Origin of the sequence: Noviherbaspirillum saxi, assembly GCF_003591035.1 — a bacterium.
GTDB classification, from domain to species: Bacteria; Pseudomonadota; Gammaproteobacteria; order Burkholderiales; family Burkholderiaceae_D; genus Noviherbaspirillum; species Noviherbaspirillum saxi.
Window position 1 is genome coordinate 1,270,799 of record NZ_QYUO01000002.1, and the last position, 12,626, is coordinate 1,283,424.

At 56.5% G+C, this 12,626-nt stretch carries 16 protein-coding genes; 9 read left to right on the forward strand and 7 right to left on the reverse strand.

The features are described 5' to 3' along the window. Window positions 1–51: 51 nt before the first annotated feature. On the reverse strand, window positions 52–561 hold the full coding sequence (locus D3871_RS31560; protein ID WP_338016856.1) for a TonB-dependent receptor plug domain-containing protein: 510 nt from the start codon (window positions 559–561) through the stop codon (window positions 52–54). A 270-nt stretch (window positions 562–831) separates the two neighbouring features. Here D3871_RS31560 and D3871_RS21495 point away from each other — a divergent pair, with 270 nt between their 5' ends. The 6 genes from D3871_RS21495 to D3871_RS21520 all read left to right on the forward strand — a co-directional run bounded on the left by D3871_RS21495 (window position 832) and on the right by D3871_RS21520 (window position 6,019). After that, window positions 832–1,335 carry a DUF1269 domain-containing protein gene (locus D3871_RS21495; protein WP_119771078.1) on the forward strand — a complete coding sequence of 168 codons (504 nt, stop codon included), beginning with the start codon at window positions 832–834 and terminating at the stop codon, window positions 1,333–1,335. 80 nt (window positions 1,336–1,415) lie between these two features. After that, on the forward strand, window positions 1,416–2,561 hold the full coding sequence (locus tag D3871_RS21500) for a cytochrome c oxidase subunit II (RefSeq protein ID WP_119771079.1): 1,146 nt from the start codon (window positions 1,416–1,418) through the stop codon (window positions 2,559–2,561). Between the two features lie 13 nt (window positions 2,562–2,574). After that, on the forward strand, window positions 2,575–4,332 hold the full coding sequence (ctaD, locus tag D3871_RS21505) for a cytochrome c oxidase subunit I (protein ID WP_119771080.1): 1,758 nt from the start codon (window positions 2,575–2,577) through the stop codon (window positions 4,330–4,332). After that, complete coding sequence (locus tag D3871_RS21510; protein ID WP_119771081.1) at window positions 4,329–4,985, forward strand: cytochrome c oxidase subunit 3 family protein; 657 nt, start codon at window positions 4,329–4,331, stop codon at window positions 4,983–4,985. The genes ctaD and D3871_RS21510 overlap by 4 nt, the downstream gene beginning before the upstream one ends. 15 nt (window positions 4,986–5,000) lie before the next feature. Continuing rightward, window positions 5,001–5,696: a heme-copper oxidase subunit III family protein gene (locus tag D3871_RS21515; RefSeq protein WP_119771082.1), complete on the forward strand. Its 696-nt coding sequence runs from the start codon at window positions 5,001–5,003 to the stop codon at window positions 5,694–5,696. A gap of 8 nt (window positions 5,697–5,704) precedes the next feature. Then, the gene (locus D3871_RS21520) at window positions 5,705–6,019 is read left to right on the forward strand and encodes a cytochrome C oxidase subunit IV family protein (protein ID WP_119771083.1); all 315 of its coding nucleotides are present in this window, start codon (window positions 5,705–5,707) and stop codon (window positions 6,017–6,019) included. A gap of 1 nt (window position 6,020) precedes the next feature. On the opposite strand, the gene folE2 is transcribed toward D3871_RS21520, so the two are convergent. From folE2 to D3871_RS21535, 3 genes are all read right to left on the reverse strand, one after another. After that, a complete protein-coding gene (gene folE2, locus D3871_RS21525; protein ID WP_199724853.1) occupies window positions 6,021–6,857 on the reverse strand; it encodes a GTP cyclohydrolase FolE2 in 837 nt (278 codons plus the stop codon). Between the two features lie 21 nt (window positions 6,858–6,878). Further along, window positions 6,879–7,232, reverse strand: a complete 354-nt coding sequence (locus D3871_RS21530; RefSeq protein WP_119771085.1) for a c-type cytochrome — start codon at window positions 7,230–7,232, stop codon at window positions 6,879–6,881. A gap of 61 nt (window positions 7,233–7,293) precedes the next feature. Further along, window positions 7,294–7,770 carry a ferritin-like domain-containing protein gene (locus D3871_RS21535; protein ID WP_338016857.1) on the reverse strand — a complete coding sequence of 159 codons (477 nt, stop codon included), beginning with the start codon at window positions 7,768–7,770 and terminating at the stop codon, window positions 7,294–7,296. 354 nt (window positions 7,771–8,124) lie between these two features. Between D3871_RS21535 and D3871_RS21540 the strand changes: the two genes are divergently transcribed. Beyond that, window positions 8,125–8,727: a helix-turn-helix transcriptional regulator gene (locus D3871_RS21540; RefSeq protein ID WP_420799676.1), complete on the forward strand. Its 603-nt coding sequence runs from the start codon at window positions 8,125–8,127 to the stop codon at window positions 8,725–8,727. Between the two features lie 19 nt (window positions 8,728–8,746). On the opposite strand, the gene D3871_RS21545 is transcribed toward D3871_RS21540, so the two are convergent. Further along, window positions 8,747–9,259, reverse strand: a complete 513-nt coding sequence (locus D3871_RS21545) for a MarR family winged helix-turn-helix transcriptional regulator (protein ID WP_119771088.1) — start codon at window positions 9,257–9,259, stop codon at window positions 8,747–8,749. A 154-nt stretch (window positions 9,260–9,413) separates the two neighbouring features. Between D3871_RS21545 and D3871_RS21550 the strand changes: the two genes are divergently transcribed. Then, window positions 9,414–10,280, forward strand: coding sequence for an EamA family transporter (locus D3871_RS21550; protein WP_233575755.1), 867 nt, complete (start codon window positions 9,414–9,416; stop codon window positions 10,278–10,280). 65 nt (window positions 10,281–10,345) lie between these two features. Then, window positions 10,346–10,963, forward strand: a complete 618-nt coding sequence (locus D3871_RS21555) for a nitroreductase family protein (protein WP_119771090.1) — start codon at window positions 10,346–10,348, stop codon at window positions 10,961–10,963. An 18-nt stretch (window positions 10,964–10,981) separates the two neighbouring features. Here D3871_RS21555 and D3871_RS21560 read toward each other — a convergent pair whose 3' ends face one another. Both D3871_RS21560 and D3871_RS21565 read right to left on the reverse strand, forming a co-directional pair. Then, entirely contained in the window at window positions 10,982–12,106 is a 1,125-nt protein-coding gene (locus tag D3871_RS21560; RefSeq protein ID WP_119771091.1) for a M48 family metallopeptidase, read from the reverse strand. 148 nt (window positions 12,107–12,254) lie between these two features. Then, window positions 12,255–12,623: a c-type cytochrome gene (locus D3871_RS21565; protein WP_233575756.1), complete on the reverse strand. Its 369-nt coding sequence runs from the start codon at window positions 12,621–12,623 to the stop codon at window positions 12,255–12,257. Window positions 12,624–12,626: the final 3 nt, after the last annotated feature.

The window sequence follows — 12,626 nt, forward strand, 5'->3', positions numbered from 1 at the left end:
TCTGTCCTATGCCGACGCTCAGTAACCCTTGTACAAGCTTATCCGCATACATCACACTTGCCGTAGCGGCCGATGCAAGTCTCCCTCCGCCGCGTAGTAGGGACCCTTTCGGTATTCCAGTCGGGTCGTCAATTCGGGAGTCAGGAAGTTGAGGTCGGTCCAAACCTGTCCATGTCCATGGCTGCGCTGATTGACCAGCATGCCATCGACGGTCGTGCGCAAGTCCGTCCCGTGATCAAGGTTAAAGCCGCGCAGGTAAAACTGGTTCGCTTTGCCTTCACCGCTGTGTTGGCTGACGATCAAGCCGGGCGTGGCCTCGAGCAGTTCACCGGCTCGATAAACGGTACGCGCCTCCAGTTGCCGCTGGATGACCACACCGGCATTGGCTGATTCAGCAATTCCTAGTTGACTGGTACGGGACGCTTCCACATTGACCGCGGGAAGTGTTTTTTCTTGCGCCAACACCAAATTGCCTACGGAAAATAAAGACAACCCAATGAATAGTGGAATGAAGTAGATAGTTGGTAGATTTTTATGAGTTTTTAGTTTCTTCTTTGGCATTATTTTCCATCAAATTCAGAGATGTCATCGAGCAGGTTTGGCAAGAATACGTGGATATCTGAACAACAGATTCAAGAAATGACAAAAATAAAAGCGATGGATTTTGCGCCAGGCTAGGCCTCGTCAGCCGCACGCAAAGTACAGCGATAGCGGGACTACCCTGCCCGCTATCATTAAATAAAAAGTTCACGCCATTAATCCATGAATTGAATGTTTGATAAGGATGCATATACTGAATCTGTTCTGCGATAGGTAGCCAAGGAGGTGGCCATGCGACATAGACTCTACTATTTGCTCCCCGACATCGATAGTGCCCGGCGCGCGCTTGATGACTTGCTGTTGCAACGCATTGAAGTCCGGCATGTTCACTTTCTATCAAGAGGGCCGTTGCCGGAAGATTTGCCTGAAGCAAATTTCCTGCACAAGACGGATGTGGTGCATGGGGCGCAGAACGGCATGATCGTCGGCGCAATTCTCGGTATGTGCCTGGGGTTCTTGGTGATCTATTATTTCGACCTCGCGTCGCAAGCGCTCGTGGCCACGACGGCGACCCTGGTCGGTCTTTTGTTTGGAGGCTGGGCGGCGAGCATGGTGGCCGCGGCCATCCCCAGTACGAGGCTGACAGCATTCTTCCCGGAGATTGAAAAAGGCAGGGTGCTGATGATTGCCGACATACCGGCACATCGGGTCAAGGCAATTGAGGCACGACTTGCGGAACGCCATCCGGAATTGAATTTCCGTGGAGAGGAGCCAAACATTCCGGCGTTTCCATGATGCAAAGCGCGGTCGTGGCTATAGAGCATTGCTTGTCGTGATTCGGTTCGGCGGTGCAACCGCTGCAAAAGGGGATATACATGGTAATGGCAATCTCGCTCATTGTTATCGTCGTGGCGAGTTTGCTATTCCACGTTGTAAGTCCCTGGTGGATTACACCACTCGCATCCAACTGGAAGCAGATGGATGACACACTCGCGATTACGCTGGTGGTCACCGGAATCTTCTTTGTCGGCATCAATCTCTTTGTCGCGTATGCGCTATGGCGCTACCGCCACCGTGACGGTTCGCGCGCCGCCTACGAGCCGGATAACCACAAACTGGAACGTTGGCTGTTTGCAGGCACCTCGGTGGCGATCATGGCGCTGCTGGCGCCAGGCCTGTTCGTGTATGCGGAATATGTGCGGCCGCCGGACGATGCATTGGTCGTCGAAGCGCTGGGCCAGCAATGGCAATGGCACTATCGGTATCCCGGCCGCGATGGAAAGCTTGGGCTCACCGATACCCGCCATGTGAAGGCCGACAATCCCTTCGGTCTGGATCCGGACAATCCGGCCGGCCATGACAATATAGTTGTCAGCGGCGATCTGCATCTGCCTTTGAACAAACCGGTGAAAGTCTTGTTGCGCTCGAATGATGTGCTGCACGACTTTTATGTGCCGCATTTCCGCGCGCGCATGAACATCGTGCCAGGCATGGTCACCTCGTTCTGGTTCACGCCTACTCTTGCAGGCCGCTACGAAATTCTGTGCGCGCAGTTGTGCGGTGTCGGCCACTACAACATGCGCGGCTATGTGGTGGTCGAAGACGAGGCGGCCTTTCAAAAGTGGCTGGGTGCGCAACCCACCTTTGCAAGCCTGATGGCAAAGCCGGGCGGCGGTATCGCCCCGACCACTGGCAGCGGACCCGAAGCGCGCGTTGCGCAAGGCAAGTCACTGGCGCAGTCCAAGGGTTGCATCGCCTGCCATACCATCGACGGCGCACCCGGCGTCGGACCCACATGGAAAGGTCTATATGGCAAAACGGAAACCATGACGGACGGCTCCGCGGTGCTGGTGGATGAAGCCTATCTCAAGGATGACATTCTCAACCCGCAGACCCGCGTGGTGAAAGGGTTTCCGCCCATCATGCCGAAAGTTCCGTTCAATGACGATGAACTGGCGGCACTAGTCGCGTATATCCAGTCGCTGGGCAGCGCGCCGCCTGCGACGAAGACACAGAAATAGCAGGGAGAATGCCATGAGCTACGCCGATCACGATGCGCATCAAGGACCACAAAGCTTCTGGACAAAATATGTCTGGAGTCAGGACCACAAGGTCATTGCCATTCAGTATTCATGTGTCGCCATTGCAGTCGGCCTGGTCGGCGTCGCGCTGTCCAATCTGATGCGATTGCAGCTCGGCTTTCCGGGCCGCTTTGCTTTCATCGACGCCCAGAGCTATTACCAGTTCCTCACCATGCATGGCATGATCATGGTGATCTACCTGCTCACCGCCCTGTTCCTCGGCGGCTTCGGCAATTATCTGATCCCGTTGATGGTGGGTGCGCGCGACATGGTGTTTCCCTACCTGAACATGCTGAGCTTCTGGGTCTACCTGCTATCGGTGCTGGTCTTGATGGCCAGCTTCTTCGTGCCGGGCGGGCCGACCGGCGCCGGCTGGACGCTCTATCCGCCCCAGGCCATCCTGCCCGGAACGCCCGGCCATGAATGGGGAATCATCCTGATGCTGGTGTCGCTGGTCATCTTCATCGTCGCCGCCACGATGGGCGGCTTGAACTATGTGACCACCGTACTGCAGGCGCGCACCGAAGGAATGACCTTGATGCGCATGCCGCTGACGGTATGGGGCATCTTTGTTGCCACTATCCTGGCGCTGCTGGCATTCCCGGCACTGCTCGTGAGTGGCGTCATGATGCTGCTCGATAAAACGCTCGGCACCAGTTTCTTCATGCCTTCATTGGTGTCGATGGGACAGCTGACCGATTACAAGGGCGGCAGCCCCCTCTTGTTCCAGCACCTGTTCTGGTTCTTCGGGCATCCCGAAGTCTACATCGTCGCGCTCCCGGCGTTTGGCATCGTGTCCGACCTGATCAGCGTGCATTCGCGTAAAAGCATTTTCGGCTATCGCAACATGGTGTGGGCCATCCTGGCCATCGGCGTACTGTCGGTGGTGGTGTGGGCGCACCACATGTTCGTCAGCGGCATGAATCCCTATTTCGGGTTTTTCTTTGCGACCACCACGCTGATCATTGCCGTGCCGACCGCGATCAAGGTGTACAACTGGCTGCTGACCTTATGGCGCGGCGACATCCATCTTTCAGTGCCGATGCTGTTCGCGCTCGCCTTTATCAGTACCTTCGTGATCGGTGGACTCACCGGATTATTTCTCGGCAACGTAAGCGTCGACATTCCGCTGTCGAACACGTACTTTGTAGTGGCGCATTTTCATATGGTGATGGGTGTGGCGCCCATTCTGGTGGTCTTCGGCGGCATCTATCACTGGTACCCGAAAGTGAGCGGGCGCATGCTCGACGATCGCCTCGGCAGGCTGCATTTCTGGGTGACCTTTCTCGGCACTTATGCGATCTTCTTTCCCATGCACTATCTCGGCGTGTTGGGCATGCCGCGCCGCTATTACGCATTCGAGCACTACGACTTTATCCCGCAATCGGCACACACTCTGAACGCCTTCATCAGCGTGGTGGCATTGGTGGTGGCGACGGCGCAGCTGGTGTTCGTTTTCAACCTGGTCTGGTCCGTGTTCCGCGGCCGGCAGGCTGATGGCAATCCTTGGCGAGCGGCTTCGCTGGAGTGGCAGACACCGACGACGCCACCCGGCCATGGGAACTGGGGACCAAACTTGCCGGTCGCGCATCGCTGGGCCTATGCCTATAGCGTACCGGGAGCGCCGCAGGACTTCATCGCACAGAATGCGCCACCCGGCCCCGGAGAACCCGAACCGTTGCCATACGGCGGCAAAGAGGCCCTGACATGAATACGGCAATCCTGTTGAAAGCCGCGACCGGCAATGGCAATGATGAATACTCGCGCGACAACCCCGGCCGGTATCGGGGCGATCGCGGTTCGCCCGCCAGCACCGCGCTCTGGGTATTCATGGGCGTTGTCACCGCGTTGTTTTCCCTGTTTATCGCAGCCTATGTGATGCGGATGGACTCGTCCGACTGGAATCCGATCGCGATGCCGCCGCAGCTATGGCTAAGCACGGCGCTCCTGATTGCCGGCAGCGTGCTGCTGCAACTGGCAGGCGCAAACGCCGGCAACGCGAGATTCCAACGGGCATATGCCTTGTTTATTGCAGGGGGTGTGTGTGCAGCTGCTTTCATCGGCGTGCAGCTTTGGGGGTGGCAGCAGTTGCTGGCGGAGCGCGTACCCATGGCCGGCAATCCAGCCGCCAGCTTCTTCTATTTGCTGACTGCAATGCACGGCCTCCACGTCGCAGGCGGCCTGATTGCCTGGATGGCGTCGATGCGCAGCGTGCGTCTCGGTGCACCTGGCCTTCAAGCCGCGTGGCGCGTCAGGTTATGCGCGCGCTACTGGCACTTTCTGCTGGCCGTGTGGGTGGTGCTGTTCGGTGCACTCGGCTGGCTCACCCCCGAGACGGTTCGCCTTATTTGCGGCACCGGTTGAAACAGAGAGAGGATCATGAGCGCGCAATTATCGCCATCGCAGTCGACACCGCAATCGCCAGCCAGTGGCTGGCGCGGCCTGATTTCCGACTGGTCGTCCGACCGTCAGGCATTTCAAGTGTCCTGGGGCAAGGCGATGATGTGGATCTTCCTGCTTTCGGACACCTTCGTATTCAGCTGCTTTCTGACTGGCTATATGACGGTCAGGATGGGGACGCCCGTACAATGGCCCAACCCGAGTGAAGTGTTCGCATTGCATATAGGCGGCGCGGATGTGCCGCTGGTTCTCATCGCCATCATGACCTTCGTGCTGATCACCAGCAGCGGCACCATGGCGATGGCGGTCAATTTTGCCTACCGCCGCGACCGATTGCGTACGGCGTCGCTGATGTTCGTCACGGCGGCCTTCGGCGCCATGTTTGTCGGCATGCAAGCCTTCGAATGGACCAAGCTGATTGTGGAAGAAGGCGTGCGCCCATGGGGCAATCCGATGGGTGCCGCGCAATTCGGTTCGACGTTCTTCATGATCACCGGCTTTCACGGTTTGCACGTTTCCGGCGGCGTCATCTATCTGCTGATCGTCGCATTGCGTGTTTTGCGCGGCCGTTATGAACATAGCGGAAACTACCAGATCGTCGAGATTGCCGGTTTGTACTGGCACTTCGTCGATCTGGTCTGGGTGTTCATCTTTGCATTGTTTTATCTCTGGTAAGGCCTGCCATGAGTACACACAGCGATCAACAGCATCCGATCGGTCTGTACCTGAAGATCTGGGGATTGCTGTTTGTTCTTAGCACCTTGTCCTATCTTGTCGATTATTTTCATGTCGAAAGCTACCTGCGATGGACGCTGATCATCATCTTCATGCTGATGAAGGCAGGCCTGATCGTGGCGGTGTTCATGCATATGGCTTGGGAACGCCTATCGCTGGTGTATGCCATCCTGGTGCCGCCGCTTTGCCTGTTGGTGCTGATCGTTCTGATGGCGACGGAAGCGGATTACACCCTGGCCTTGCGAATCTTGTACTTTCGTTAATTCACATACAACCGTGGCGTAAAGCGGAGTTTCCGCGCTGCGCGCCGTTATTAATACGTGCAACAGCCGAGTGATTATGGATAGATTCGAAGTTTTCGACTTCCACGCAGTAGCGGTCCACCCGATGTTCGGCGTTTAGTGCAACGGCGATATCCCTTGCCAGGTCTTCAACGAATTTAGGATTGTCGTAGGCCCGCTCAGTCACATACTTCTCGTCGACTCGCTTCAGCAATCCGTACACTTCGCAAGAAGCGCCTTGTTCGGCAACGGAGATCAACTCCTCGATCGACATATCGCCGTTGATCTCCGCATCAATGACGATGTGCGATCTCTGATTATGGGCACCATAAGCGGATATCTCTTTGGAGCATGGGCACAGGCTGGTTGCGGCAACGACCACGCGCATCGAAAAAATGGGGGAGTGCCTTGTCGAGACGACCGCTTTCCAGCCCACATCGACGTCGAGCAGACTCTGTACTTGTGACACAGGAGCCGTTTTGCGAATAAAGTAGGGAAACTTCACTTCGATTGTGCCATAGGTCGCGTCGAGCCTGCTCAGCATGTCCAATCCGAGGGTAATAAATTCGGTCTGCCCGATGGGATTTTTTGCAGCTTCCAGCAATTCGATAAAGCGCGACATGTGCGTGCCCTTTGCGCTTGCCGACAAACCGACCGTCATCGAATAGGTGCCCAAGGTTGATGTCGGTTTTCCTTCGGATGCGATAGTGATCGGGTAACGTACTCCGTTGACTCCGACAGCATCAATGGCAATATTCCGACCATCTATCTGCGACTGTATATCAGGTAAAGCGAGTCTCTCCGGTGCATTCATTGGCATGTCCTTTGTATGGTCAATGGTTTACTTCAATGTTTTCAGGTAGGCGATAAGGTCTTGCCGTGATTTTTCATCGGAAACCGCCACTCCCATCCGCTGGCCAGGTACGGTTTTCTCAGGATTGGCCAACCACATGTCGAGTGTCTTCTCGTTCCATACGATGTTGGCGCTTTTCAAGGCTGGGCTGTAATCAAAGCCCGGAACGGTGCCGGCCTTTCTGCCGAACACACCTCGATGCGACGGGCCGGCTATGCTGGCATCGACCGCATGGCATGCCATGCAGTTAGCCGCATAGAGAAGTTTTCCAGTGCCGGCATCGCCGGCAGCAAATGCTGACGCTGCCTGCGCCAGCGCGATCAAAATAAGAATGGGTCTCATGGGCCCTCCATTCGTCATCGGTATGGCCGGGGCCATGCCCGGCCACCAGCGCTACCAGCGTTTATGCGCCGAACATCATTGCGTTTGGAAGAGGCTGTCCAAGGGCATTGTTAAGAATGGCCCAGTGCGATACTTCATCGGCGGCAAGCCGCCCCGCCACTTTTGCCAACGCCGTGCTGTTAAAGGAAGGGATAACGGCGAGGTAGGCATTCGTTGCGCCAAGTTCCAGAGACAGTGCAAGGCGCAGAATATCTTCCTGCGTCTTGAGCGTACCGGCATTCAATGCCTTCGCATAGATGTCGAGCGGCTTCTCGTCTACCGCCTTGCCTCCGAGCTTGTTGATCGTTGCAATGAGCAGGTCGCGATGAATCTTGTGATCATCCTGGAACTTGACGGCCACATCTAGGACAGGTTTTTGCAGCAGTCCGCTTTTTGCACCCAGTGTGTATGCCGCGATTCCCTGATGCTCCAGGCCGAGCGCCACATTCAATATTCCGACATCGTTTGCCGAATCGTCTTTTGCGCCTGCCGCTCGCACATCCTTTCCTGCTAACAGTAATACCGCTCCAACGGACAAAGCGCCAGCGGAGGTATTACATAAAAAGGCACGCCGATTAATTTCTTTCGTAAGCTGTTGTTGCATGATGTACTGCTCCCATATAGCGCCGATGCTTCCCGTTAGGCACAAGCAAACGGCCAATTAATGACAGCTGACTGGCGCTGTCCCATCTTTATGCGCATTAAGAAATTACAGAATAGATTACATAGATAACTTTGTACAGTTAAATATGTCAAAAGTATTTATACGTAAAATGCGCTAAACTGTCCTTGTCATACAAGCGAAATGATTGGAGCTTTTATGCTTGAGATACTTGGTGGAAGGCAGCGGGAACTGCTCGAACTGTTGCAGAAAAATAAGGTTGGCATGACTGCGGATGGTTTATCCGAAGGGCTTGCCATTACGCGCAATGCAGTGCGTCAGCATCTGGCGACGCTGGAAAATGACGGCTTGGTAAAGAAGGGACTGACGCGCGCATCGGGTGGCCGTCCGGAACAGCTATATGTCCTCACCGAAAAAGGACAGGAATGTTTCCCGCGTCATTATTCGTGGTTCGCGCAGTTGCTGGTCGAATCGATTGAAGAAGAAGTCGGCAAGGAAGGATTTGCGGAGCGTCTCGACCTCATCGGCGAGCGCGTTGGAAGGCAATTGCTTCGCCAGCATCATGAGCTGTCCACGCCGGCAGACAAGATAGAGGCGCTGTCGGCGGCAATGAAAGACCTGGGCTACAACGCACACACGCAGGCAGATGAACAGGGCGCAGCGGTCATCGAAGCGGACAATTGCGTCTTCCATAACCTCGCGATGAAGAATCCGAATGTGTGTCGATTTGATCTGGCGTTGTTATCGACCTTTTCGGGATGCGAGGTAGAGCATCAGGAATGCATGGCGAAAAACGGAAACGTTTGCCGATTCCGTTTCAAGGAACCGTCCTGAAGCCACGGACTGGGGTCCATTACTCACCGCTCGATTCGAGCGCACCGAGCAGTTTGATCAGGCGCGCGTCAAGCGCTGCGCGCTCGGACGGTTTAAGGGCGGCCAGTATCCGGTGCTCGTTTTCCACATGCGCTTCAACCGCGCGATCGATCAGCTCCAGTCCGGCAGGCGTTAGTTGCACCAGCATGCTGCGGGCATCTTCCGGATTCGGAACGCGCCGAACCAATCCACTTCCTTCGAGCCGTTGCAGGCGATGAGTCATCGTCCCGGAAGTTACCATCAAGGCTGAAAACAATACGGTTGGAGCCAGGCAATACGGCGTGCCGGAACGCCGCAGCGTGGCAAGCACATCGAATTCCCAACCGCTGAGTCCAAATGCAGCGAAAGTCTCGTCCAGCTTGCGCTGCAATAACGCCGCGCAGCGCTTCACCCTGCCTATGGTTCCCATAGGACTGACATCAAGGTCAGGACGCTCCCTGCGCCACTGCTCAAGAATGGCATCTACTGCATCGGCCGGTCGTTCAGCACTCATCGGTCACTCCCTGTTTACCTCGAAACCAAGATTATATGGTACGCGTCTGTTCCAATTAATTATCTCGATATAAAGACACTATTTATCTTGATATCGAGATTTATGCTACACTGATTTATCTTCAATTCAAGACAAAACAATGTCTAGGAAAACTATGAACACCATGAAAGCGACGTGGCCGGACACCTTGCTGACCGCATTGGCGCCGGCAATCTGGGGTTCCACCTATATCGTCGCCACCGAAATGCTGCCGCCGGACCAGCCGTTTACCGCCGCGCTGATTCGTACCCTGCCAGCCGGCATCATGCTGACGTTGATCTGCAGGCGCCTGCCAAAAACGCTTGGATGGACGCGGTTACTCGTGCTTGCTGCCTTGAACATCGGTGCCTTTCAAGCCTTGCTGTTTATAGCTGCCTATCGTTTGCCGGGTGGGCTGGCGGCCGTCCTCGGAGCGATCCAGCCGCTGCTGGTCATGGCATTGGCATGGCTCGTCGACCGGCGCCAGCCCGCATGGATGGCTGTCTGGGCGAGCGTGTTCGGCGTGCTGGGAATGGCCGCCCTGCTGCTCTCGCCCGATGCCATCTGGGAGCCGGTCGGCGCGATGTCCGCACTTGCCGGTGCCGCCTGCATGGCCACAGGCACTTATCTCTCGAGACGCTGGCGGTCCGACATGCCGGTACTTGCCTTCACCGGCTGGCAACTGCTGGCAGGCGGCCTGATGCTGGCTCCGCTTGCACTGCTGATCGATCCGCCGCTGCCGACGCTCGGTGCGATGCAGGTCCTGGCTTACGCCTATCTATCCATTGTCGGCGCCTTGCTGGCTTACGCATTATGGTTTCGCGGCATAGCGCGGCTATCGCCGGTCGCCGTGTCATCGCTTGGACTGCTGAGTCCATTGACCGCGGTTGCCCTCGGATGGGCTCTGCTGGGTCAAAGCATGAATGGCCTGTCGCTACTCGCACTGCTCGTGGTACTTGGCAGCATTCTGGCCGTGCAATGGTCTGCACGGCCGCAGGCTTGATCCGCCATACCGCTGCATGCGGTCGCCAGCTGTTTTTTCTACACACTTAATCAACGGGACATCGAATGGACAAAACTATTCAGACACTTATCGAATCGCGCGTATCGACGAATTATTACGATACGGACAAGGACGTATCAGAGGACAAAATCAGATCACTGGTTCGCCTCGCCAGTCTTGCGCCTTCGGCCTATAACTTCCAGAACTGGAAATTCATCGCCGTGCGCACACGGGACGCGAAGCAGCGACTGGCAGCATTGTCGTACGGCCAGCAAAAAGTGCTGGATGCGCCGCTCACTTTCATCATTTGCGGCACGCTGAAAGCGCATGAAGCATTGCCTCGCATCCTGCAACCGTCGGTCGAGCACGGGGTGATTGACACAACGGTATTCGACAGCTGGGTAAGGAAGGCGAAAAGAACCCATACGGATGATCCACAACTGCAGCGTGACGAAGCTGTCCGATCCGCTTCCCTGGCAGCCATGACGCTGATGCTGGCTGCGGAAGGAATGGGATTATCGACCGGCCCGATGGGCGGATTTGATCCCATCGGCCTGGCAAGCGAATTTCAGCTGGCGGCGAACGAGGTGCCGGTGATGCTGGTGACCGTCGGTTATGCCGCACCAGGAAACTGGCCGCGGAAGCCGCGCAGGCCGAACGAAGAGATTCTGGAGTTTGTTTGAGCGTCTATTAAGCGTCTATTAACGCCGCCCCGTGGATATCGCCGACTTTTCGATAGCCGCCAGGCGGCGTGCAAGCTGGGGATGAAGCCAGTTATAGCCGCCCGGCTGGTTTGCCGCATCCTGTTCCGACAAACGCTTCAGGAAATCGCGGTATGCCAGGACCTTATAGCGGCTTCTGGCCAGCATCTGTAACGCGAGTTGATCGGCCTTGATATCTTCTTCGGCGGAATAAGGTTTCAGCGCCATGACGGCTGCATCCATGTCGGTCACGCTCCCGATGGACCGCAGCCGGTCGATGATTGCCGCCATCGCCCGGGTATCCTGCTTCGTGCTCAGGTTACGGGCGAACTCGCCGGCTATCACAAACGCCAGTTCCTCGTCGGACTGTACGAAATCCAGCATGCCTCGCGTCACCATGACCCGATAGCCATCGGAATAGCTGGCGATGGCATTCGAATTCCCCAGCTCGATACCGAAGGCGCAGGCTTCAGTCAGGGGAACAGTCAGTGACATCTCTTGGTCCTGGCGGGAAAGCGTGACGTCGACCTGTTCCTTGCCGCGGGTTTCCGCACCAACAAGGATCGCCGCTTCCCGCTCGGCCTCGGCTCCTGCCGGCAATGGTTGGCCATTGATTTCGAGAAGGATGTCGCCCTTCCTGATCCCGGCGCTATGCGCGCCGCCCTGGGAAATCACTTCAAACACCTGCAGGCGTTCGCCCAGCCCTAATGCTGCACTGGCCGCGTCGCTGTAGCGCTGGGTGTAGGAATACCTGTTCTTGGCAGTAAATCCGAGTATCCGGCGTGCATTGTTCGGACACGACTGTACATTGCGGATCATGAGATTGCCGGCGACCTCGTACAAACGGCTGTAGGCGGATACCCAGGAACGAAGAAACTCAAGTTCCTGGGGCGGAACCAGCTCCACCATGTCCTTGACCTGGGTTGAGCCCAGGTCCACGGAATAGACTTCAGTCGCGCTGCTCGGCTCGGCGACGGGAGGCGCGACCGGTACTTGAGGCACGGGCATACGGCTTGCCGGCGTTGCGGGCGTGTCCAGTCTTACCCGCGTCGCACAACCTGCCGAGATCAACACCAGCAATAAAACCAGCGGCAAGCGTGCCTGCCTTTTTAAAGATCGATTCATGCCATTTCTTTCCTTGGGCTGTACAGTTTATGCGTCACGGCAACATGGTACAAAGGTTTGCTTAGACCAAGCTTAGCAGGCCGCAAAAAAGTTGTTCGGAGACCGATCTGCAATCGCCCCGATGTTGATCTTCATGTCCCGAGTCAGTCTATTTCAGGGTGTACAGATAAGCCGCGATATCCTTCGCCTCGGCTTCGGATAGTCCAAGGTTGGGCATGGCGCTGCGTGGATCGATCGCTGCCGGGTTACGCAACCAGCGCACCATCTGTTCGGGGGTATTGGGAATCACGCCGCCAAGATAGGCGCGCTGCGCGATCTTGTGCAGCGGCGGGCCCACGTTGCTGCCCTGATTCAAGGCGCCCGGGATCGCATGGCATGCAATACATCCATAGCGGGCGACGGCTTCTTTACCGCGCTCCGCATCGCCGAGCGCGGCAGATACGGCTTCGTCCTGGCCGCACCCGGCTACGCTCAGGATAAGCAGCAACCCGTACAGCAGCTGACGTGCCGTGGCCACCGC

Excerpts from the sequence above, each read along its gene's own strand:
- D3871_RS21530 (WP_119771085.1), bottom strand. The coding sequence starts at position 7,232 with ATGAGACCCATTCTTATTTTGATCGCGCTGGCGCAGGCAGCGTCAGCA.
- D3871_RS21560 (WP_119771091.1), bottom strand. The coding sequence starts at position 12,106 with ATGAATCGATCTTTAAAAAGGCAGGCACGCTTGCCGCTGGTTTTATTG.
- D3871_RS21550 (WP_233575755.1), top strand. The coding sequence starts at position 9,414 with ATGAACACCATGAAAGCGACGTGGCCGGACACCTTGCTGACCGCATTG.
- D3871_RS21495 (WP_119771078.1), top strand. The coding sequence starts at position 832 with ATGCGACATAGACTCTACTATTTGCTCCCCGACATCGATAGTGCCCGG.
- ctaD (WP_119771080.1), top strand. The coding sequence starts at position 2,575 with ATGAGCTACGCCGATCACGATGCGCATCAAGGACCACAAAGCTTCTGG.
- D3871_RS21555 (WP_119771090.1), top strand. The coding sequence starts at position 10,346 with ATGGACAAAACTATTCAGACACTTATCGAATCGCGCGTATCGACGAAT.
- D3871_RS21515 (WP_119771082.1), top strand. The coding sequence starts at position 5,001 with ATGAGCGCGCAATTATCGCCATCGCAGTCGACACCGCAATCGCCAGCC.
- D3871_RS31560 (WP_338016856.1), bottom strand. The coding sequence starts at position 561 with ATGCCAAAGAAGAAACTAAAAACTCATAAAAATCTACCAACTATCTAC.
- D3871_RS21510 (WP_119771081.1), top strand. The coding sequence starts at position 4,329 with ATGAATACGGCAATCCTGTTGAAAGCCGCGACCGGCAATGGCAATGAT.
- D3871_RS21545 (WP_119771088.1), bottom strand. The coding sequence starts at position 9,259 with ATGAGTGCTGAACGACCGGCCGATGCAGTAGATGCCATTCTTGAGCAG.
- D3871_RS21500 (WP_119771079.1), top strand. The coding sequence starts at position 1,416 with ATGGTAATGGCAATCTCGCTCATTGTTATCGTCGTGGCGAGTTTGCTA.
- folE2 (WP_199724853.1), bottom strand. The coding sequence starts at position 6,857 with ATGCCAATGAATGCACCGGAGAGACTCGCTTTACCTGATATACAGTCG.
- D3871_RS21520 (WP_119771083.1), top strand. The coding sequence starts at position 5,705 with ATGAGTACACACAGCGATCAACAGCATCCGATCGGTCTGTACCTGAAG.